Below are 19,943 nucleotides of genomic sequence, written 5' to 3' on the forward strand. Positions count from 1 at the left end.
TATGGCGCCCTTTTTCTATTGTTTTATTGGGCAAGATTGGTCTATGTCTGTTCTTGTTGCGACAATAATAACCTTTTTTCTTTTTGTTGCTCCTCTCTTTGATCTTACGCCAGGATTGACTTGGCACGATCAGCAACGAACGCTGCAGGTTGCATCAATTCTGCTTTCCGCTATAGGGCTTTGGATTAATCGTCACCTGCTACCTGTTTTTTCCTTTAAGGTCCATATTCTTGTGGGCCTTTTTTTCCTGTTGGGTGTTTTGTCAGCGAGTCTTTCTAAATACCCGCTTTGGTCGTTCGTTGAGGTGTTCCTGTTTGGCGGTGTATTTATTGTTGGTTTGTTTGCATACACTCTGACATCGAATTGTTCGCGCCAGTTAGTGCTGTGGGTGATGGTGCTTTTGTCTTGCGTGGCTGCCCTGTTGGCGTTGAGATTTGTTTCTTCGGTTCTTGCCGCATTTTACTTTAAGGCAGATTTATACCCTGATGCCGTCATTAATGGGTTTGATAACGTCCGTTGGTTTGGTCAGTTTCAGGCGCTAAGCCTGCCAGTTTTTGCAGGGCTTATTGCATATACAGGCAGGCCATTAATGAAATGGGGCTTGTTTATTACCTTGGTTTCACTCTGGGTTTCGGCGATTGCGATTGGGAACCGAGGTGTTTGGGCTTCCATGATTGCTGTAGGGCTGCTCTTTGTGTGTCTGGGCAAGGATTATAGGCAATGGTTGAAGTGGCAGTTGGCTGCGGTCACGGTGGCGATGTCACTGGTTTGGTTTTGTTTTATTTATCTGGCAGGAGAGTTCGGCATCTTGGGGGATGGCATGGGAACCTCGCGAGATTTGGCAACAAGCTCAAACCGTCTGGATATATGGGGGTATACCTTGAAAGGTATATTGTCTGCCCCCCTGTTTGGTGCAGGGCCTATGGGCTTTGCGTCCAATTATGTTTTTAGGGTAGCTCACCCGCATAATTCAGTGTTGCAGATAGCATACGAATGGGGAATCCCTGCTTTATTGGTTTGTTTTTGGTTGTTTCTTCTCTTTGTGTTAAGTGTTTATAAAAGAATTAGGCTTGATTCCGGTAGGCTGCATTTAGTATACGTTTCTTTATTTGCAGCCATACTGGCAGTTATGGCTGATTCTTTGGTAAGTGGTGTGATCGTTATGCCATATAGTCAGCTCTGGTTGGCGGTTTTGGTGGGTGTGCTTGCATCTGAGCTGAAAATGGGCCGTGCCGTGAACTGTTCGTACCGATACCCCATAAGAGTGAAAGCCCTTTTCCAAATTTCTGTGTGCCTCTCTTGTCTTTTTTTGGGCGGAGTGATTTTAAGAGATTTGCCAACGCTGTACCCCTATGAACTGAGGCCGGGAAAAGGGGGAGATGCCCCCAGATTCTGGTCGCAGGGGTCTATTCATGGGGCAGAGGGGGTGAGCCGTTGAATGGGATGCTTTCTTTTCGGGTTATCTGGGCATTCTACTGCTGACCGTTCCAGGATCATCTCAAGGCTCCTCTGATGATTTTCGTCCCTGTAGATCTTCTTTATCAGATCTAGGGTTTGGCAGGATTGACTTTCTAGGTTTGCATTGGCGTATGACAGTGCCAGGCGAGCCAGATTAGCCAACGTTGGGCGTCGTTTGGATACCCTTGTCAAAGTTTTTAGCTGTTTTTCAGTTAAGGGGCTGTCAGTTGGGTAGGTTCTGCCTCTTCTCTCGTCAGCAAGCTGCTCAAGAATGGTGACTTTATCCATATCAACAGGGGGGTGACCTATTACCTTTGCTCGGCGTAATGTCTCGTTGAACTGATCTTTCTCTATTAGTTGATAATCCTTGATTACGATAACGGCCCCGAAGCCCAGAACGACAGTGATACCAAACCAGAACAGTGGAGCGGGGCGATTTTTGATACTGGCTGGCTTGTTGATGGTGATCCCCAGCAGCATACCAAATGGAATCATGAAAAAAGTGAAGGCATAGGGGAATTCGACCATTGAATATATCAATAAACCAAACAGGCCAAGCCATGTGCACTTGTCTGCGCTGCTTTGGCTTTGAGTCAGGATTTTAAACAGGATGATGGCACCAGAAATGGCAGCAACGAGGCCGATAATCGGGCCGAGCCAAACACATAAATCGAGTATCAGGTTGTGTGAGTGGTTTAGCCTGGTGGCTTCAAGGGTTGAAAATGTGCTTTCAATCTGTGCAAAGACGGCCTGGTTCCATCCAAATCCTGTCCATGGTCTGTTTGGGATTGCATCGAGGATAAGTTTCCAGATGTGGAGCCGACCACTGGAGCTGGCATGGGAAAAGGGGTTGGAGACTGGGCGGCCCAGCCATTCACCAAGATAGGGTGATGCAACAACCAGTAAGATAAAGACGGCTGTTATGAGCCAAGGGGTAATAATCCGTAGCTGAATGGATTTTTTGTGTGCTTGCCAGGAAAGATAGAGAGTGCTGAAAATCATGAAGACCCAGGCGAATCGCGACTGAGCCAAAGCAAGAGCAAGAATAAGTACTATGGGTATTAACAGTGCCGCGACCGCAGGGACCTTTTTTTTCTGGTATAGATAGAGTGTGGCAGTCAAGCCCAGGGCCAGAAGCCCACTTAACAGGTTTGGCTGGCCGATGTTGGCAAAGGGGCGGCCAGCATTTTATCGAGACTTGCCCGGCAAGATCGCTGCCGAAACAACGCCAGGGCAAGGGATGCGCTTCTGGACAGATGGGCAGATCGAAAGTCGTATTCCATCTCCCTGATCCTTTTTCCGGCACGAATGGGTTAATCATCGCATTCGATGCCGGAGACGGTTTCAACCATTTTGCGGCCTTCTTTATAACTTTCGTTTTTGTAGATTTTCCTGATTATCAGGAGAGCTTCACAGGTGCTTCCTTGATCATTTTCCTGTGAGTAGGCTAATGCCAGCCTTGCAAGGTTAGAGAGTGTTGGACGGCGCTGAGAGACTTTTTCTAATGTGGAAAGTTGTTCTTTGCTCAGCGTCTGATCAGTAGGAAAGGTCCTTATTCTCCTCTCGTCTGCAAGCTGTTCCAGAAGAAGGATCTGGTTCATGTCTGCTGGCGGGAATCCCATCAAATTCGCCCTGCGTAGCTTTTCATTGAGCTGGTCTTTCTCAATTAATTGATAGTCTTTGACTGCAGAAATAGTCCCTAATGCCAGTGTTATGCTGATGCCAATCCAAAACAGTGGGGCTGTGCGGTTATTGACTGTGGGTGATTTTTTGATAGTGGTTCCCAGCAGCAAACCAAATGGAATCATGAAAAAAGTGAAGGCATAGGGGAATTCGACCATTGAATATATCAATAAGCCAAACAGGCCAAGCCATGTGCACTTGTCTGCGCTGTTTTGGCTTTGAGCCAGGATTTTGCAGATGGTCCCGCTTACTGGCGCAATCTCTTGCATCATCAACAATCCGGGTCGTATTGGTACTGGTGCCGTCATCCGTTGACCGTACTGATACTGGTCTTACCAGTGCGTAGTCAATGGCAGCTTTGATGTGAAATTTGCCCTGCTGGTTGCAACACCTAATATCCTTTTCAGGAGGAAGGAGAAAGGTGCCCACAGGGCGCCTTTTCGTATGAGAGTGCAAAGGATCAACGTGTCTGGAGATGCCCGTTTATGCACCTGTTGGGACTGATCTGCTGGGTTGTGATAGGAGGCACTTTTTGCGGCTCCTCTCGTCGATGTGATACCTGGCATTAGCTGGTATGACCAGCAAAGGGTGCTTCAGATTTTCGCCATCGTTGTTGCTGATGGGGCTGCCTTTGCATCACTGGATGAGAGTTGAACGTGATTGACTCGCTCGTGTCTGTGGTTGATTTTGGCGCTTGGTGGGCTCTCATCTTTAATGGGGGCACTGGCTTTGGTCTTTGACGGAGTTGGCTACCTTTTGCGTTTGTTTCTGTTGACGCTATTCATTGCCTATTGTAAAGTACGAAAGGGGCTGGGCGGCACCTATTATACTGAAACTGGCAAATTTTTATTTCTGTGGCGTTGACAGCAAAGTTCCCTGGTTTCCGATAGTCTCTGCAGCTCACGTTTGAACTACCTCTGTACCCTTCAGCCTTGATGAGTGGATTTGATAATATCCGTTTTTTTGGTCAATTCCAGACAATAACCATCCCCATAATGGTTGGCAGATACCGGGATAAAGTTTTGCGCGATCCAGCGTATGGATCACTGATGGGTGGCGTTCTGGTTGCATCCTGGCTTGTCTGCATCATTGGCGGGACGAGGCTGCGGCCCTGGTTTCAGTGATGCCTTGTGTTTTTAATGATGGGGACTGTATGGCGGCATTGGGCTCTGGCAGGTTGCCGCATTGTCTGTTGCGGTTGGCCTTTACCTGGGCATGATGTCGTTTGTGAGTGCAGAACTCGTCTCTGAGGGGCTGAAAGACTTGTTATGTCCAGCTCCGGAGAATTTGAACTATGGGCGTGGCGCTGGCTGATTTCTGGAGAGCCCTTTGGGGGTGGGGCCCAGGCTTTGCTGCTTCTGATCAGCCCCACAGCAATCATCCACATAATGTGCTGTTGCAGCTGGGCTACGAGTGGGGTGGGCTGGCTTTAGCCGTGTCGTTATTGGTTGTGGGCAGGCTGCTGTGGTTGGCTTATAAACATGAAGCTCGTGGGGGCGAGGGGTCCTTGCATGGAAAGGGTCGCTGTGTTGGCGTCCATTCTTGCTGCCTGCCTGCATTCACAGAGCGGTGTCTTTGTGGTTCCCTATACTCAGTTGTGGCTTGCCGTTCTTGTCGGCGTTTACTGGGGAATGTCGAATCCGGCGGCCATATGTCCCGGAAGGTTGGAAGAGGCAACCCCGAAATTATCCTGTCATTTTTTTCTTTGGTGCTGCCGTTTATGGCTGGTTTTAGTGGTACCAGGACTATGTATCCAAGTCCAAGGCCGCTGCTGCTCTGGCTGACATCTCTGCTGGTAAGACCAGCTATGAGCTGCTGTTCACCGAGAAAGGTGACACCGCGATCACCAGTGCTGCATCCATTGGCCTGAATGGAAGCACTGGTAACTGCAGTACTATTAGTGTTACTGCAAACTCCAATGGTGTTGCCAGTCCGGCGATTCAGTGCACGATCAACAACCCGGGCCGTATTGGTACTGGCGCGACTATCGGTCTTAACCGTACCGCCACTGGTCTGTACCAGTGTGTTGTAGGCGGCGGCTTCGACACCAAGTTTTCTCCTGCCGGTTGCGGTACCTGATATTCAGTCAGGATAGCGGGAAAGGCGCCCTCAGGGCGCCTTTTTTGTATCAGGGGGCACAAAAAATCAAAGTATTCGGTTGGGGTGTTTATGCCCACTGGGGGAGAGAGTTACTTGGTTTTGATAGGGGGGGTCTTCTGCAGATTTCTCTCGTTGATGTCATACCCATTGAACTGATGATCGTGGTGGCCATTATCGGTATTTTGGCCGCCATCGCGATCCCGGCTTACCAGGACTATGTATCCAAGTCCAAGGCCGCAGCTGCTCTGGCCGACATTTCTGCCGGTAAGACTAGCTATGAGCTGCTGTATACTGAAAAAGGTTCTACTGCGATCTCCGGTGCCAATTCCATTGGCCTGAATACCTCTACTGGTAACTGTAGCGCCATTGCCACCACAGCTCCTGCTGCTGACGGCTCTGCGACTGGTGCTATCAGCTGTACTATCAACAACCCGGGTCGTATCGGTGCTGGTGCGACTATCGCTCTTAACCGCACTACCACTGGTCTGTACCAGTGTGTTGTAGGCGGCGGCTTCGACACCAAGTTTGCTCCTGCCGGTTGCGGTACCTGATATTCAGTCAGGATAGCGGGAAAGGCGCCCTTAGGGCGCCTTTTTTGTATCAGGGGGCACAAAAATCAAAGTATTCGGTTGGGGTGTTTATGCCCACTGGGGGAGAGAGTTACTTGGTTTTGATAGGGGAGGTCTTCTGCAGATTTCTCTCGTTGATGTCATACCCGATACTTACTGGTATGGGGGATAAGGGGGCTTCAAATGCTATCGCATCACTGGATGAGGGGTGATGGTCGCTGAAGATGACTGATTTCAGAATAAGAAGAAAGTTGGCCCCATTCATGCATTGTTTTGCATAGAGTGTTCGCCAAGGGTGGGCTCAATAGGAAGATTGGCCAATTTATTGGAGGGAACGACATGCAAAGACAAATACAGCAGGGCTTTACCCTTATCGAACTGATGATTGTGGTGGCCATCATCGGCATCCTGGCTGCCATCGCTATCCCGGCTTATCAGGACTATGTATCCAAAGCCAAGGCCGCTGCTGCTCTGGCTGATATCGCTGCTGGTGAGACCAGCTATGAATTACTGTTTATCGAGGATGGTGCCGCAGCAATCTCTGCACCTGCTGATATCGGTCTGAGCGCTTCAACTGGTAACTGTTCCACAATCGGTGTTGTGGCTCCGGCAGCAGATGGTTCCGCTACTGGCGCAATCTCTTGCATCATCAACAATCCGGGTCGTATTGGTACTGGTGCCGTCATCCGGTTGGACCGTACTGATACTGGTCTTTACCAGTGCGTAGTCAATGGCAGCTTTGATGTGAAATTTGCTCCTGCTGGTTGCAACACCTAATATCCTTTTCAGGATAACGAGAAAGGCGCCCACAGGGCGCCTTTTCTGTATGAGGAGTGCAAAGGATCAACGTGTCTGGAGATGCCCGTTTATGCACCTGTTGGGACTGATCTGCTGGGTTGTGATAGGAGGCATCCTTTTGGTGGCTCCTCTCGTCGATGTGATACCTGGCATTAGCTGGTATGACCAGCAAAGGGTGCTTCAGATTTTCGCCATCGTTGTTGCTGGGATGGGGCTGCTCTTGCATCACTGGATGAGAGTTGAACGATTGACTCGCTCGTGTCTGTGGTTGATTTTGGCGCTTGGTGGGCTCTCATCTTTAATGGGGGGGCACTGGCTTTGGTCTTTGACGGAGTTGGCTACCTTTTGCAGTTTGTTTCTGTTGACGCTATTCACGGCTTCATTGGTAGCACAAAGGGGTTGGGCGGCACCTATTATACTGAAACTGGCAATTTTTATTTCTGTGGCGTTGACAGCAAAGTTCCTGGTTTCGATAGTCTCTGCAGTCACGTTTGAACTACCTCTGTACCCTCAGGCCTTGATGAGTGGATTTGATAATATCCGTTTTTTTGGTCAATTCCAGACAATAACCATCCCCATAATGGTTGCGATACCGGCGCTCTTTGCGCGATCCAAAGGGTATGGATCGCTGATGGGTGGCGTTCTGGTTGCATCCTGGCTTGTCTGCATCATTGGCGGGACGAGAGGAAGCTGGGTGGCCCTGGTTTCAGTGATGCTTGTGTTTTTAATGATGGGGACTGTATGGCGGCATTGGGCTCTGGTGCAGGTTGCCGCCTTGTCTGTTGCGGTTGGCCTTTACCTGGGCATGATGTCGTTTGTGAGTGCGGAACTCGTCTCTGGAGGGGCTGAAAGACTTGTTATGTCCAGCTCCGGGAGAATTGAACTATGGGGCGTGGCGCTGGCTGGATTTCTGGAGAGCCCTTTTTGGGGTGTGGGCCCTATGGGCTTTGCTGCTCTGGATCAGCCCCACAGCAATCATCCGCATAATGTGCTGTTGCAGCTGGGCTACGAGTGGGGTGGGCTGGCTTTAGCCGTGTCGTTATTGGTTGTGGGCAGGCTGCTGTGGTTGGCTTATAAACATGAAGCTCGTGGGAGCGAGGGGCCCCGTACGGAAAGGGTCGCTGTGTTGGCGTCCATTCTTGCTGCCTGCCTGCATTCATTGGTGAGCGGTGTCTTTGTGGTTCCCTATACTCAGTTGTGGCTTGCCGTTCTTGTCGGCGTTTACTGGGGAATGTCGAATCCGGCGGCCATATGTCCCGAAGGTTGGAAGAGGCAACCCCGAAATTATCCTGTCATTTTGTTCTTTGGTGCTGCCGTTTTATGGCTGGTTTTAGTGGTTTATCGAGACTTGCCCGGCAAGATCGCTGCCGAAACAACGCCAGGGCAAGGGATGCGCTTCTGGACAGATGGGCAGATCGAAAGTCGTATTCCATCTCTCTGATCCTTTTCCCGGCACGAATGGGCTAATCATCGCATTCGATGCCGGAGATGGTTTCAACCATTTTACGTCCTTCCTTATAGCTTTCGTTCTTGTAGATTTTCCTGATTGTCAGGAGAGTTTCACAGGCGTTTCCTCGATCATTTTCCTGTGAGTAGGCTAATGCTAGCCTTGCAAGGTTAGAGAGTGTTGGGCGGCGCTGAGATACTTTTTCTAATGTGGAAAGTTGTTCTTTACTCAGCGCCTGATCGGTAGGAAAGGTCCTTATTCTCCGATCGTCTGCAAGCTGTTCCAGAAGAAGGATCTGGTTCATGTCTTCTGGCGGGAATCCCATCAAATTTGCCCTACGCAGCTTTTCATTGAGCTGGTCTTTCTCAATTAATTGATAGTCTTTGACTGCAGAAATAGTCCCTAATGCCAGTGCTATGCTGATGCCAATCCAAAACAGTGGGGCTGTGCGGTTATTGACTGTAGGTGATTTTTTGATAGTGGTTCCCAGCAGCAAACCAAATGGAATCATGAAAAAAGTGAAGGCATAGGGGAATTCGACCATTGAATATATCAATAAACCAAACAGGCCAAGCCATGTGCACNACAGCGCGGTGGCAGAGCGCCTGCGACTGAGCTGGAATGCGGTGGACGGCATCATGCAACGGGCCGTGCGACGTGGTTTGTCGCGCCGCGAGGCCCTGGCGCCGAAGCGATTGAGCGTTGATGAGACGGCCTATCGCAAGGGCCACGATTACATTACGGTGGTCACCGACCAGGATTCCGGCACGGTTCTGCACGTTGCCGAAGACCGCCTGACAGCCAGTCTCGGCAGTTTCTACGAACAGCTTGACGATGATCAGTTGGATGCTATTGAAGTCGTCTGTATGGACATGTGGCCGGCTTACATTAAGGCGACCCGGGAGGCCATTGAGGGCGCTGATCGCAAAATTGCCTTTGACCGCTTCCACGTTGCGCAATACCTCGGCAAAGGCGTTGATCAGGTGCGCCGTGATGAGCACCGGCAGCTGCTCAAAGCTGGCGACCAACAGCTCAAGGGCACCAAGTACCAGTGGCTGAGATCCTCTGCCAACATGAGCTGGCACCAGCAGCGGGCCTTCACTGCGTTGCGCCATTCAACCCTGAAAACGGCCCGAGCCTGGGCAATGAAAGACTTTGCGGCGCAGCTGTGGCACTACCAGCACAGGGCGTGGGCGATGAAAGGGTGGAAGCGCCTGATCAACTGGATGGCGCGTAGTCGCCTGGCGCCGATGAAGACAGTAGCGGTCACCCTGAAGACCCACTTGTGGGGCATTGTTAACGCCGTCGTCTTGAAAGCTTTTTGTTTGTTGTTATCATAGGCCTTGCGTCGCTTGAATCCGGCCGGGGCCGGAAAGTGGTTATTTGTTGTTCTTTGTGAATCTTATACTGGAGGGCTGCCTGCCAATATTTTTTGGGCTCTACGTTGGTGCCTGGTTAGTCAGCCGAAGAGACAAGTCCATTGCCTGTACATGCTTTGTCAATGCCCCTGAAGAGAGAAACCACTCCCGTGTTCCAGGAAGGCTTGCAGCATTTTCTACTGTCAGGTTGCCAGACACTTCAAGTGCGGATTCCACTCCCATTTCCGCCGCTGCACTCAGCATCTCCACACTGAAATTATCCAGCATGATCTGATCCGGTTGCAGTCGTGCTGCTTCCTTTAGCTCCTCCAGCGTTTCCACTTCTACAATAATCTTCTTCTCCGGCGCCAGTGCCCGCGCCCGTTCAATGGCGGCGGTAATGCCTCCACAGGCGGTCACATGGTTCTCCTTGATCAGGAAGGCATCGTACAGGCCGATGCGGTGATTTTGGCAGCCACCACAAAGCACGGCGTATTTCTGGCCAGCCCGCAGGCCGGGCAGTGTCTTTCGGGTATCCAGGATGGTGACGTTGGTGCCCTCTACAGCATCTGCATAGCGGCGCGCTGTGGTAGCCGTGCCCATCAGGGTCTGCAGAAAGTTCAGCGCGGTGCGCTCGCCGGTGAGAATCTTGCGGGTGTTTCCGTGCAGAGTGCAGAGGGTGGTATCTGCGGTCAGCCGGTCGCCGTCCTGCACATGCCACTCAATCTGCACATCGCCCAGTTGCCGGAAGACCTCATCCGCCCAGGGGATGCCACACATGACAGCGTCTTCACGGGTAATGATAGTAGCGGTGCTTTCGCTGTCGGCATCGATAAGCTGGGCGGTGATATCGCCGCTGCGGATGTCTTCTTCCAGGGCAAAGATTACGTTGCGCTGAATGTCGTCACGGACATAGTCGGGCAGGGTGATGGTCATGCTGTTCTCGGTGCTGAACTCAATGAAAACCCGCAGACAGGCCTGCGGGTCGTGTTATGCGGCGATGGTGCCTTCAATTCGGGCGGTTGGTAAAGAATTCCCGGCTGAGCCGCACCACCACGGGGGACAATAATAGCAGAGCAATCAGATTGGGTATCGCCATCAGGATGTTCATGATGTCGGCCAGGGCCCAGACCAGGTTCAGGCTGACAACGGCCCCCAGAGGCACCGCCAGTACCCAGATTACCCGGAAGGGAAGGATGGCCCGGTCGCCGAACAGGAACTGGGTGCAACGCTCGCTATACAGGCTCCAGCCCAGCAGGGTGGTAAAGGCAAAGATCGCCAGCCCGCCGGCCACAATCACGTTGCCAAAGTCCCCGAAGGTGGACGAGAAGGCCAGGGCGGAAAGGGGGGCGCCTTCGGCCCCGCTGGTCCAGGCACCGGAGGAGACGATGGCCAGCCCCGTGATGGAGCAGACGATGATGGTGTCGATAAAGGTGCCAAGCATGGCAATGGACCCCTGCCGGGCCGGATGATCGGTATTGGCTGAGGCATGGGCAATGGGCGCGCTGCCGAGACCTGCCTCATTGGAGAAGATGCCACGGGCGATACCGAAACGGATGGCTTCCTTGACCAGGGCGCCAGCAAAGCCGCCGGCGGCGGCGGTGCCGGTAAAGGCGCTTTCGAAGCACAGGGCAAGAGCGGCGGGCAGGGCCTCGGCATGGTCCACTAACACAACCAGGCCTGCCAGCAGGTAGGTCAGCGCCATGAACGGCACAATGAACGTGGCCACAGTGGCGATTCGCTTCATGCCGCCGAGCACAACCAGGCCGACCAGTACGGCCAGTGTCACCCCGGTGATCCAGGCGGGCAGGCCGAAGCTGTCCTGCAGGCCATGGGCCACAGAGTTGGCCTGGACGCTGTTGCCAATGCCGAACCCGGCGAGCATGCCGAAGATGGCAAAGGCGATGGCCATCCAGCGCCAGTTACGGCCCAGACCGTTCTGAATGTAGTACATGGGGCCGCCCACATACTGGCCGGCGGCATCCTTTTCCCGGTATTGCACTGCCAACACGGCTTCCGCGTACTTGGTGGCCATGCCCACCAGGGCGATCAGCCACATCCACACCAGTGCTCCGGGACCACCGGAGTGGATGGCGGTGGCAACGCCCACGATGTTACCTGTGCCGATAGTGGCAGAGAGGGACGTAGCCAGGGCGGCGCCAGCGCCGATGGTGCAACCCCGGTCTGGGGTCCGAACATTTGCTTGAAGCCGAACCCCAGCTGCCGAAGGGGCAGGAAGCGCAGGATCAGGGTCAAGTAGATGCCGGTGCCGGCAATCAGGATCAGTGCCGGCCATCCCCACAGGAAGCCGCTGATCTGTTTAAGAATGGTAACCGCTTGCTCCATGGCTCTCGTCCATTTCCCCAAAAGGCCTTAGGCTAGGGGAATTTAGCGGGCAGGGAAAGCTGGCGACGCGGTTACTGCAAACTACACATAAAGCATTGCGTGCGAACTAGTTCAAAATTCTTATCTCGATGCTATGATAGCGTAGTAAAGCATTAAAACCATCGTCCCGTTATGCTCGGGCTTGATTTTACTCTCCCTGGGGGGAGCCATGGCCAAAGTTACTCAGCTCAAACCAGTCTCTGGCAAAGCCGGAACAAACAGCCTGCCAAGGCCCATCGAAAAAGTCCGTGATCGCTATGTGGCGCTGGCCTCTTCCTATCTTGAGGACATGCTGGATGGTGCTGATGACACCCTCTACGATTTGGCCGAAAAAGAAGCGGAAGGTGAGCGAGAGCGTTTTTTTGATGCCATGCGCGAGTTACGTATTCAGCGATCCGGTCTGGTTGCAGGTCTGAAGCAGTCACTCCAGCATCAGTTTGCCGAGCTTGCCCAGCAGCGCGCAGGCGGGACTCTGGAGAATGCCAGGGTCGATCTGGACTCCCTGACCTTGGTCAATGAAGATGACCTTGAGACTGCTGAACTCAACGAAAAACCCGCAGATAGGCCTGCGGGTCGTGCTTAGTGCGGCGATGGTGCCTTCAATCTGGCGGTTGGTAGAAGAATCCCGCTGAGCCGCACCACCACAGAGACAATAATAGCAGAGCAATTGTGGCTTGGGTATCGCCATCAGGGATGTTCATGATGTCAGCCAAGGCCCAGACCCAGGGTTCTTAGGCCTGACAACGGCGCCCAGTGGTACCGCCAGCACCCAGATAGATGCGGAAAGCGCAGGATGCGCTCCGGTCGCCGAACAGGGAACTGGGCACAGCGCTCACGTGGACAGGCTCCAGCCCAGCAGTGTAAAGGTAAAGATCGCCAGCCCGTCGGGCTAAGCAAACTCATTGTTGCCAAAGTCCCTTTGAAGGTGGATGAGAAGGCCAGGCGGAAAGGGGGGCGCTCCTCATTCCAGCTGGTCCAGGCACCGAGGAGACGTGATGGCTGCATTCTGATGGAGCAGACGATGATGGTGTCGATAAAGGTGCTAAGCATAGCAATGACCCCGCGCTGAGCTGATCGCAGGTATTGGCTGAGGCATGGGCAAAATGGTGCGCTGCCGAGGACCTGCCTCATTGAGAAGATGCCACGGCGACATTGCCTGAAACGGATGGCTCTTGACCAGGGCGCTGCAGGCATACGCCGGCGGCGGCGGTGCCGGTGCTGCGCTGAAGCATTAGGCAAGAGCGCGGGCAGGGCCCCGGCATGGTCCATTAACACAACCACCAGGCCTGCCAGCAGTCAGCGCCATGAACACACAACGTGGCCACAGTGGCGATTTTGCTCTCATGCTCCCGAGCACAACCAGCCTTCACTCAGTACGGCCAGTGGCTCACCCTGCAGGATCCAGGCGGGCAGGCTGAAGCTGTCCTGCAGGCCATGGGCCACAGAGCCGGGCTCCTGGATTGCTGCTGCACAATGCCGAACCCAAGAGTGATGCTAAGATGGCTGCCATGATGGGCCACAGGCGCTCGCCAGGCTGCCAGCCCAGACCGTCTGAATGTGTAGGCTACATGGGGCCGCCTCAGCATGGCCGCCGGCGGCAGCATCCTTTTCCCGGAAAATAGACCGCCACGCTGGCTTCCGCGTACTTGCGGCCATGCCCACCAGGCGATTAGCCACACATCCACACACCCAGTGCTCCGGGACCACTGGAGTGGGATGGCGGGTGGCAACGCCCACGGATCACCCAGCCAGATACAGCGCTACATATGACTTTAAACAGTGCTACCTAGTGCTGATAGGCATTCCTTGAGCCGAGCGAAGCTTGTTAGCCGTGAACCCCAGCTGCCGTGTGTTGGGGTGTAGCGCAGGATCAGGGCCAAGTAGATGCCGTGGTGCCGGCAATCAGGATCAGCGCCTGCCCGTGCCCGTTCAATGGCAGCGGTAATGCCCCCGCAGGCCGCCACATGGTTCTCCTTGATCAGGAAGGCATCGTACAAGCCGATGCGGTGATTCTGGCAGCCACCACAAAGCACGGCGTATTTCTGGGCAGCTCGCAAGCCGGGCAGTGTCTTGCGGGTATCCAGGATGGTGACTCTGGTGTCTTCTACAGCATCCGCATAGCGGCGTGCTGTGGTAGCTGTGCCCATCAGGGTCTGCAGAAAGTTCAGCGCGGTGCGCTCGCCGGTGAGAATCTGCCGGGTATTACCGTTAAGCGTGCATAGAGTGGTCTCGGCAGCCAGTCGGTCGCCATCCTCAACATGCCATTCGATCTGCACGTTACCCAGTTGCCGGAAGACCTCATCCGCCCAGGGGATGCCACACATCACCGCATCTTCACGGGTAATGATAGTAGCGGTGCTTTCGCTGTCGGCATCGATAAGCTGGGCGGTAATGTCGCCGCTGCGGATATCTTCCTCCAGGGCAAAGCTCACGTTGCGCTGAATATCGTCACGCACATAGTCGGGCAGGGTGATGGTCATGCTGTTCTCGGTGCTGAACTCAATGAAAACCCGCAGACAGGCCTGCGGGTCGTGTTATGCGGCGATGGTGCCTTCAATTCGGGCGGTTGGTAAAGAATTCCCGGCTGAGCCGCACCACCACAGGGGACAATAATAGCAGAGCAATCAGGTTGGGTATCGCCATCAGGATGTTCATGATGTCGGCCAAGGCCCAGACCAGGTTCAGGCTGACAACGGCCCCCAGAGGCACCGCCAGTACCCAGATTACCCGGAAGGGAAGGATGGCCCGGTCGCCGAACAGGAACTGGGTACAGCGCTCGCTGTACAGGCTCCAGCCCAGCAGTGTGGTAAAGGCAAAGATCGCCAGCCCGCCGGCCACAATCACGTTGCCAAAGTCCCCGAAGGTGGACGAGAAGGCCAGGGCGGAAAGGGGGGCGCCTTCGGCCCCGCTGGTCCAGGCACCGGAGGAGACGATGGCCAGCCCCGTGATGGAGCAGACGATGATGGTGTCGATAAAGGTGCCAAGCATGGCAATGGACCCCTGCCGGGCCGGATGATCGGTATTGGCTGAGGCATGGGCAATGGGCGCGCTGCCGAGACCTGCCTCATTGGAGAAGATGCCACGGGCGATACCGAAACGGATGGCTTCCTTGACCAGGGCGCCAGCAAAGCCGCCGGCGGCGGCGGTGCCGGTAAAGGCGCTTTCGAAGCACAGGGCAAGAGCGGCGGGCAGGGCCTCGGCATGGTCCACTAACACAACCAGGCCTGCCAGCAGGTAGGTCAGCGCCATGAACGGAACAATGAAGGTGGCCACAGTGGCGATTCGCTTCATGCCGCCGAGCACAACCAGGCCGACCAGTACGGCCAGTGTCACCCCGGTGATCCAGGCGGGCAGGCCGAAGCTGTCCTGCAGGCCATGGGCCACAGAGTTGGCCTGGACGCTGTTGCCAATGCCGAACCCGGCGAGCATGCCGAAGATGGCAAAGGCGATGGCCATCCAGCGCCAGTTACGGCCCAGACCGTTCTGAATGTAGTACATGGGGCCGCCCACATACTGGCCGGCGGCATCCTTTTCCCGGTATTGCACTGCCAACACGGCTTCCGCGTACTTGGTGGCCATGCCCACCAGGGCGATCAGCCACATCCACACCAGTGCTCCGGGACCACCGGAGTGGATGGCGGTGGCAACGCCCACGATGTTACCTGTGCCGATAGTGGCAGAGAGGGACGTAGCCAGGGCGGCGCCAGCGCCGATGGTGCCAACCCCGGTCTGGGGTCCGAACATTTGCTTGAAGCCGAACCCCAGCTGCCGAAGGGGCAGGAAGCGCAGGATCAGGGTCAAGTAGATGCCGGTGCCGGCAATCAGGATCAGTGCCGGCCATCCCCACAGGAAGCCGCTGATCTGTTTAAGAATGGTAACCGCTTGCTCCATGGCTCTCGTCCATTTCCCCAAAAGGCCTTAGGCTAGGGGAATTTAGCGGGCAGGGAAAGCTGGCGACGCGGTTACTGCAAACTACACATAAAGCATTGCGTGCGAACTAGTTCAAAATTCTTATCTCGATGCTATGATAGCGTAGTAAAGCATTAAAACCATCGTCCCGTTATGCTCGGGCTTGATTTTACTCTCCCTGGGGGGAGCCATGGCCAAAGTTACTCAGCTCAAACCAGTCTCTGGCAAAGCCGGAACAAACAGCCTGCCAAGGCCCATCGAAAAAGTCCGTGATCGCTATGTGGCGCTGGCCTCTTCCTATCTTGAGGACATGCTGGATGGTGCTGATGACACCCTCTACGATTTGGCCGAAAAAGAAGCGGAAGGTGAGCGAGAGCGTTTTTTTGATGCCATGCGCGAGTTACGTATTCAGCGATCCGGTCTGGTTGCAGGTCTGAAGCAGTCACTCCAGCATCAGTTTGCCGAGCTTGCCCAGCAGCGCGCAGGCGGGACTCTGGAGAATGCCAGGGTCGATCTGGACTCCCTGACCTTGGTCAATGAAGATGACCTTGAGACTACGGTAGCTCTGGATAACATGTCCCGCCGGGCCCGCAATGGTTGTGATGAACAACTGAAGGTCCTGTGCCACCGCCTGGAATACCTGTTCGAAAGCAAGGTTGAGGTCAGTGAGAAAAATAACCCCCTGGAGCCTCGCCAACTGGTGGATGCCTTCAGTCAGGGGCTCGAACGGCTGTCACTGGATATCAAAGCCCGCCTGATCATTCTCAAGCTGTTTGAGCGCGAGGTAATGGTGGAAACCGGCTATATGGTGACCGAGGTCAACAAGGTGTTGATTGATGCCGGTGTATTGCCGGACATGAAATCCGCGCCGATAGCCGCGGTGCGCAAGCCTGGTAACCGCTCACTGGCCCAGAGTGCCTCCTCTCAATCAGCGGCCCCTTCCTCGGCAGGCAGTGACCAGATGTTTAGCCTGCTGCAGGAGCTGCTGGTTACCATGCGCAGTATCCAGGGCGGTGGAGCCTCGGCGGGCGGTGCTGCACCCGGTGCGGACATGAGCGCAGCCATGGCGGTAATGCAAAATGGCGTGCCCTACCTGAATGGCGCTCCGGTATCTAATGCGGCTTCTGTCCATCAGGTCAGTTCCGATGATCTGGTGGGTGTGCTCAATCGCCTGCAGCGAGTGGAGCGTAGCCTCAGCGAAAAAGACGGGGAACGGGCTAACCTCAAGGAAGACCTGTCCGAGCTACTGGACAGCGAGCATGGCGAAGCTATTCATGCCCTGGACCAGGCCGATGACGATGTGATCAACCTTGTGTCTTTGCTGTTTGATTTCATCCTTGATGACGAAGGCCTGCCGTCGGAGATCAAGGCGTTAATCGGCCGCTTGCAGATTCCCCTTCTGAAAGTGGCGATCACCGACAAGACCTTTTTCAGCAATGACAACCACGAAGCCCGGTTGCTGCTCAATATGCTGGCCCGGGCCGGTAACCAGTGGGATCCGCAGCAGGGTATCCAGGATGATCTGTACCAGCGAATCAACCACGCGGTACACCGCATCATCGATGATTTTGAAGAGGATGCCAGCCTGTTCGCCACCCTTCTGGACGAGTTTCAGCGCTTTTTCGATAACCAGAGCTCACGCTCCGAACGGGTGGAGCAGCGGGTCCGTGAGGCGGAAGAGGGCAAGGCCCGTGCCGAGCAGGCCCGTCTGGAAGTGGTGGCCGTGCTCGACAAGCGCATGGCGGGCCGCCAGCTGCCTGATGTGGTGGTGCGGCTGCTCCGTCAGGGGTGGCAACAGGTGTTATATCTGACCTGGTTGCGAGAAGGGCCTGATAGCGCTACCTGGCAGCAGCAGGTCAAGGTTGTCGACGGGGTGGTCTGGAGTGTACTACCGCACCGTGACCAGACCGCCCTGGAAAAGCTCAAGGCGCTAAGCCCCAAGCTCCTCAAAACCCTTTACAGTGGTCTTGGCCAAATCAGCTATGACGAAGCGGAAGCCAAACAATTGCTGATCAAGTTCCGGGATGTGCACCAGCAGCTGCTCAAGGGGCTGGAAACCGAGCGGGTAGCGGTGGAGCCGGAAATGCCGACCACGGAACCACAGGCTACCGAGAACGCGGCCTTGCCGGAAAATCATTTTCTGGTGAAAAAGGCGGGCCAGCTTGCTCCCGGCCAGTGGATTGAAATCGTGGATGGCGATGAGCCTCGCCGTGCCAAACTGGCCGCCAATATCCGCAGCGGCGTCAAGATGGTGTTTACCAACCGGCGCGGTATCAAGGTGGAAGAGTTTTCCGCTTACACCCTGGCCGTTGCCCTGCATGAAGGGACTGTTAAACTCATCGAAGAGGGAGCCCTGTTCGACCGGGCTCTGGAAGCGGTCATTGGCGACCTGCGCCGCATGCAGGCCAACGCACAGCATTAAGTCGCTGGTTGGTGCCGCGCAGGAATAAGGAGCTTGCGCGGGTGCTCACCCTTAACGAACACCGGGTTGATCAGGCACAGTGGTGCCCATCCCCCAATTTCAATCTCCGCCCTGATCCCGATGATATTTCCCTTCTGGTGATTCATAACATCAGCCTGCCGCCGGAGCAGTTCGGCGGCGATTATATCCAGGCCCTGTTCCAGAACTGCCTGAACCCGGACGACCATCCCTATTTTCGCGAAATCCATCAGCTCACCGTATCGTCGCATTTTCTCATCCGGCGTGACGGTAGCCTGTTGCAGTTTGTCCCCTGCGACCGGCGTGCCTGGCATGCCGGGGTGTCCTGCTTTGCCGGGCGGGAAAACTGTAATGATTTTTCCATCGGCATTGAGCTGGAAGGAGCAGATACTGTGCCCTATGAAGACGCGCAGTATGCGACCCTGACGGAGCTCACCGCGCTGTTGCAGTCCCACTACCCGGCCATTGACGATACCCGCATCACCGGCCACGAAGATATTGCCCCTGGCCGCAAAACCGACCCGGGGCCCGCTTTCGACTGGGCTGCTTACCGGGCTCGCCTGACACGTTTCAAGGAGGAAATGGCATGAAATTTCTGGTGCTGATACTGGTTCTCGGCCTGCGCCGGCTGGATACCAGCTGGCCGTATTGGCTGGTCAGCCCCCAGCGTCATCAGGGCTGGTTGCAGCAATGGAGCAACCGCCTGGGTCAGGGGCGACGAGTCTGGTGGTTGGCAGTGCTGTTGCCGGCACTATTGATTTACCTCCTGACCTGCTGGCTGGACGGTTTCTGGGGCCAATTGTTGGTGCTGGCGGTGGGTATGGCGCTGATGCTGTGGCTGGTGGGCGGGCAGAGCGAGTTCCGGCATGTGGATGAATTGCTGGTGCGCGGTCGAATGAACGACCCGGAGGGCTTTGCCGCCTTGGCCACGGATGAATTCGATGTCACCGGTACACCGGGTGACCCGGCCTATCAGAGTGCCCTGACGGAAAAAATTCTGGCGCGTGAGCAGCAGCTCTTTATCGCGATCTTCTGGCTGGTAGTGCTGGGCTTCGGTGCGGCGTTTCTGGTTGTGCTCAATCGGGCATGGCTGGCCTGGGCCGGGGAAGAGCAGGCCAATAGCTGGCAGGTACGTCTGGATGGCTGGTTATGCTGGCCGGCCAACAAGCTGCTGGTATTGAGCATGGCCCTGGCCGGTGATTTCACCGCTGTCATGGAAAAGATGCGCGGCCAGTGGTTACGCCTGGATCATAGTGGTCAGGGCCTGCAGGAGGTGGCCAATGTGGCCCTGGAGGATGCGCAGGTTCAACAAGGAGGTTCCCTGTCTGCCGCCCTGGATCACTTGGAATCCCTGCAGGGCTTACTACTGCGCTGCGTTGCCATCTGGCTGATCCTGTCAGCGCTGTGGATCATCGTGATCTGACGATAGCCCAAGGCGTTCTGAACGTGCTATCTAATTGAGAATGGATAATTGATAAGGGCGCGATCAACGCTGTGGCGCTTGTCAAAACTGAGTGACCGCGTCCAGAGCTTGGGCGCGGCCTCTTGTGTTTGACGATAGAAGGGCGTGTTCCGCGTGTTATCAATTCTCAATTATCCATTATCAATTGCTTTTCTCCCCATCGACTTAGGTCTGATGTCGTCCTGCTCTGTCAGGCCTCATGCTGGCAGGGCTTTTGCCGTACCAAAACATCCGCCTGTAACTCGCCTGTGGTGATTATCGTCATTTGACCGGCCGGTCATTGCGGCTAGTATGGAAAGAGCTTGTATCAGTTCGCCCAACACCCCCGGGCGCT

General features: G+C 54.9%; 16 protein-coding genes and 2 pseudogenes. 10 read left to right on the top strand and 8 right to left on the bottom strand.

Annotated elements, in window-relative coordinates; all coding sequences use genetic code 11:
• Nucleotides 1-43 precede the first annotated feature (43 nt).
• Nucleotides 44-1,438 carry an O-antigen ligase family protein gene (locus tag KZ772_RS17290; protein ID WP_290537674.1) on the top strand — a complete coding sequence of 465 codons (1,395 nt, stop codon included), beginning with the start codon at nt 44-46 and terminating at the stop codon, nt 1,436-1,438.
• On the opposite strand, the gene KZ772_RS17295 is transcribed toward KZ772_RS17290, so the two are convergent.
• On the bottom strand, nt 1,411-2,580 hold the full coding sequence (locus tag KZ772_RS17295; protein ID WP_290537675.1) for an O-antigen ligase family protein: 1,170 nt from the start codon (nt 2,578-2,580) through the stop codon (nt 1,411-1,413). The genes KZ772_RS17290 and KZ772_RS17295 overlap by 28 nt on opposite strands.
• Before the next feature lie 191 nt (nt 2,581-2,771).
• Nucleotides 2,772-3,413 (bottom strand): Wzy polymerase domain-containing protein, encoded by a 642-nt coding sequence (locus KZ772_RS17300; protein WP_290537676.1) that lies wholly within the window; start codon nt 3,411-3,413, stop codon nt 2,772-2,774.
• 1,492 nt (nt 3,414-4,905) lie between these two features.
• Between KZ772_RS17300 and KZ772_RS18650 the strand changes: the two are divergent.
• The 4 genes and pseudogenes from KZ772_RS18650 to KZ772_RS17315 all read left to right on the top strand — a co-directional run.
• Nucleotides 4,906-5,220: pseudogene (locus KZ772_RS18650) on the top strand (pilin); the annotation flags it as partial.
• 44 nt (nt 5,221-5,264) lie between these two features.
• Nucleotides 5,265-5,792: a pilin gene (locus KZ772_RS17305; protein WP_290537677.1), complete on the top strand. Its 528-nt coding sequence runs from the start codon at nt 5,265-5,267 to the stop codon at nt 5,790-5,792.
• 357 nt (nt 5,793-6,149) lie between these two features.
• Nucleotides 6,150-6,587: a pilin gene (locus KZ772_RS17310; protein WP_290537678.1), complete on the top strand. Its 438-nt coding sequence runs from the start codon at nt 6,150-6,152 to the stop codon at nt 6,585-6,587.
• Between the two features lie 91 nt (nt 6,588-6,678).
• Nucleotides 6,679-8,049, top strand: coding sequence for an O-antigen ligase family protein (locus tag KZ772_RS17315; RefSeq protein WP_290537679.1), 1,371 nt, complete (start codon nt 6,679-6,681; stop codon nt 8,047-8,049).
• Nucleotides 8,050-8,071: 22 nt separating this feature from the next.
• Here the strand turns inward: KZ772_RS17315 and KZ772_RS17320 are convergent, their stop codons facing one another.
• Nucleotides 8,072-8,695, bottom strand: a complete 624-nt coding sequence (locus KZ772_RS17320; RefSeq protein WP_290537680.1) for a Wzy polymerase domain-containing protein — start codon at nt 8,693-8,695, stop codon at nt 8,072-8,074.
• Between KZ772_RS17320 and KZ772_RS17325 the strand changes: the two genes are divergently transcribed.
• Nucleotides 8,694-9,395 (top strand): transposase, encoded by a 702-nt coding sequence (locus KZ772_RS17325; protein ID WP_290537681.1) that lies wholly within the window; start codon nt 8,694-8,696, stop codon nt 9,393-9,395. The two genes, KZ772_RS17320 and KZ772_RS17325, sit on opposite strands and share 2 nt — an antisense overlap.
• A gap of 99 nt (nt 9,396-9,494) precedes the next feature.
• Here KZ772_RS17325 and nadC (KZ772_RS17330) read toward each other — a convergent pair whose 3' ends face one another.
• The gene (gene nadC, locus KZ772_RS17330) at nt 9,495-10,349 is read right to left on the bottom strand and encodes a carboxylating nicotinate-nucleotide diphosphorylase (RefSeq protein WP_290537682.1); all 855 of its coding nucleotides are present in this window, start codon (nt 10,347-10,349) and stop codon (nt 9,495-9,497) included.
• 73 nt (nt 10,350-10,422) lie between these two features.
• A pseudogene (locus KZ772_RS17335) lies at nt 10,423-11,759 on the bottom strand (sodium:alanine symporter family protein).
• 208 nt (nt 11,760-11,967) lie between these two features.
• Between KZ772_RS17335 and KZ772_RS17340 the strand changes: the two are divergent.
• Entirely contained in the window at nt 11,968-12,381 is a 414-nt protein-coding gene (locus tag KZ772_RS17340) for a DUF1631 family protein (RefSeq protein ID WP_290537683.1), read from the top strand.
• 122 nt (nt 12,382-12,503) lie between these two features.
• Here the strand turns inward: KZ772_RS17340 and KZ772_RS18655 are convergent, their stop codons facing one another.
• The 3 genes from KZ772_RS18655 to KZ772_RS17350 form a co-directional block, all read right to left on the bottom strand.
• On the bottom strand, nt 12,504-13,067 hold the full coding sequence (locus tag KZ772_RS18655) for an alanine:cation symporter family protein (RefSeq protein WP_365870501.1): 564 nt from the start codon (nt 13,065-13,067) through the stop codon (nt 12,504-12,506).
• A 503-nt stretch (nt 13,068-13,570) separates the two neighbouring features.
• The gene (gene nadC / locus KZ772_RS17345) at nt 13,571-14,278 is read right to left on the bottom strand and encodes a carboxylating nicotinate-nucleotide diphosphorylase (protein ID WP_290537684.1); all 708 of its coding nucleotides are present in this window, start codon (nt 14,276-14,278) and stop codon (nt 13,571-13,573) included.
• 73 nt (nt 14,279-14,351) lie between these two features.
• Nucleotides 14,352-15,689 carry a sodium:alanine symporter family protein gene (locus KZ772_RS17350; protein WP_290537685.1) on the bottom strand — a complete coding sequence of 446 codons (1,338 nt, stop codon included), beginning with the start codon at nt 15,687-15,689 and terminating at the stop codon, nt 14,352-14,354.
• Between the two features lie 208 nt (nt 15,690-15,897).
• On the opposite strand from KZ772_RS17350, the gene KZ772_RS17355 reads away from it, so the two are divergent.
• From KZ772_RS17355 to KZ772_RS17365, 3 genes are read left to right on the top strand one after another with little or no spacing between them, the layout of a single operon-like run.
• Nucleotides 15,898-18,129 (top strand): DUF1631 domain-containing protein, encoded by a 2,232-nt coding sequence (locus KZ772_RS17355; protein ID WP_290537686.1) that lies wholly within the window; start codon nt 15,898-15,900, stop codon nt 18,127-18,129.
• 41 nt (nt 18,130-18,170) lie between these two features.
• Nucleotides 18,171-18,737, top strand: a complete 567-nt coding sequence (gene ampD / locus KZ772_RS17360; RefSeq protein ID WP_290537687.1) for a 1,6-anhydro-N-acetylmuramyl-L-alanine amidase AmpD — start codon at nt 18,171-18,173, stop codon at nt 18,735-18,737.
• On the top strand, nt 18,734-19,570 hold the full coding sequence (locus KZ772_RS17365) for a hypothetical protein (RefSeq protein WP_290537688.1): 837 nt from the start codon (nt 18,734-18,736) through the stop codon (nt 19,568-19,570). The genes ampD and KZ772_RS17365 overlap by 4 nt, the downstream gene beginning before the upstream one ends.
• Nucleotides 19,571-19,943: the final 373 nt, after the last annotated feature.

The organism is Alcanivorax sp. (genome assembly GCF_019431375.1).
GTDB classification, from domain to species: Bacteria; Pseudomonadota; Gammaproteobacteria; order Pseudomonadales; family Alcanivoracaceae; genus Alcanivorax; species Alcanivorax jadensis_A.

What these genes read in the sequence shown, in the direction of transcription:
- KZ772_RS17350 (WP_290537685.1), bottom strand. Translation starts at nt 15,689, where the DNA reads ATGGAGCAAGCGGTTACCATTCTTAAACAGATCAGCGGCTTCCTGTGG.
- nadC (WP_290537682.1), bottom strand. Translation starts at nt 10,349, where the DNA reads ATGACCATCACCCTGCCCGACTATGTCCGTGACGACATTCAGCGCAAC.
- KZ772_RS17300 (WP_290537676.1), bottom strand. Translation starts at nt 3,413, where the DNA reads ATGATGCAAGAGATTGCGCCAGTAAGCGGGACCATCTGCAAAATCCTG.
- KZ772_RS18655 (WP_365870501.1), bottom strand. Translation starts at nt 13,067, where the DNA reads ATGGACCATGCCGGGGCCCTGCCCGCGCTCTTGCCTAATGCTTCAGCG.
- KZ772_RS17325 (WP_290537681.1), top strand. Translation starts at nt 8,694, where the DNA reads ATGCAACGGGCCGTGCGACGTGGTTTGTCGCGCCGCGAGGCCCTGGCG.
- KZ772_RS17310 (WP_290537678.1), top strand. Translation starts at nt 6,150, where the DNA reads ATGCAAAGACAAATACAGCAGGGCTTTACCCTTATCGAACTGATGATT.
- nadC (WP_290537684.1), bottom strand. Translation starts at nt 14,278, where the DNA reads ATGACCATCACCCTGCCCGACTATGTGCGTGACGATATTCAGCGCAAC.
- KZ772_RS17340 (WP_290537683.1), top strand. Translation starts at nt 11,968, where the DNA reads ATGGCCAAAGTTACTCAGCTCAAACCAGTCTCTGGCAAAGCCGGAACA.
- KZ772_RS17315 (WP_290537679.1), top strand. Translation starts at nt 6,679, where the DNA reads ATGCACCTGTTGGGACTGATCTGCTGGGTTGTGATAGGAGGCATCCTT.
- KZ772_RS17290 (WP_290537674.1), top strand. Translation starts at nt 44, where the DNA reads ATGTCTGTTCTTGTTGCGACAATAATAACCTTTTTTCTTTTTGTTGCT.
- KZ772_RS17355 (WP_290537686.1), top strand. Translation starts at nt 15,898, where the DNA reads ATGGCCAAAGTTACTCAGCTCAAACCAGTCTCTGGCAAAGCCGGAACA.
- KZ772_RS17365 (WP_290537688.1), top strand. Translation starts at nt 18,734, where the DNA reads ATGAAATTTCTGGTGCTGATACTGGTTCTCGGCCTGCGCCGGCTGGAT.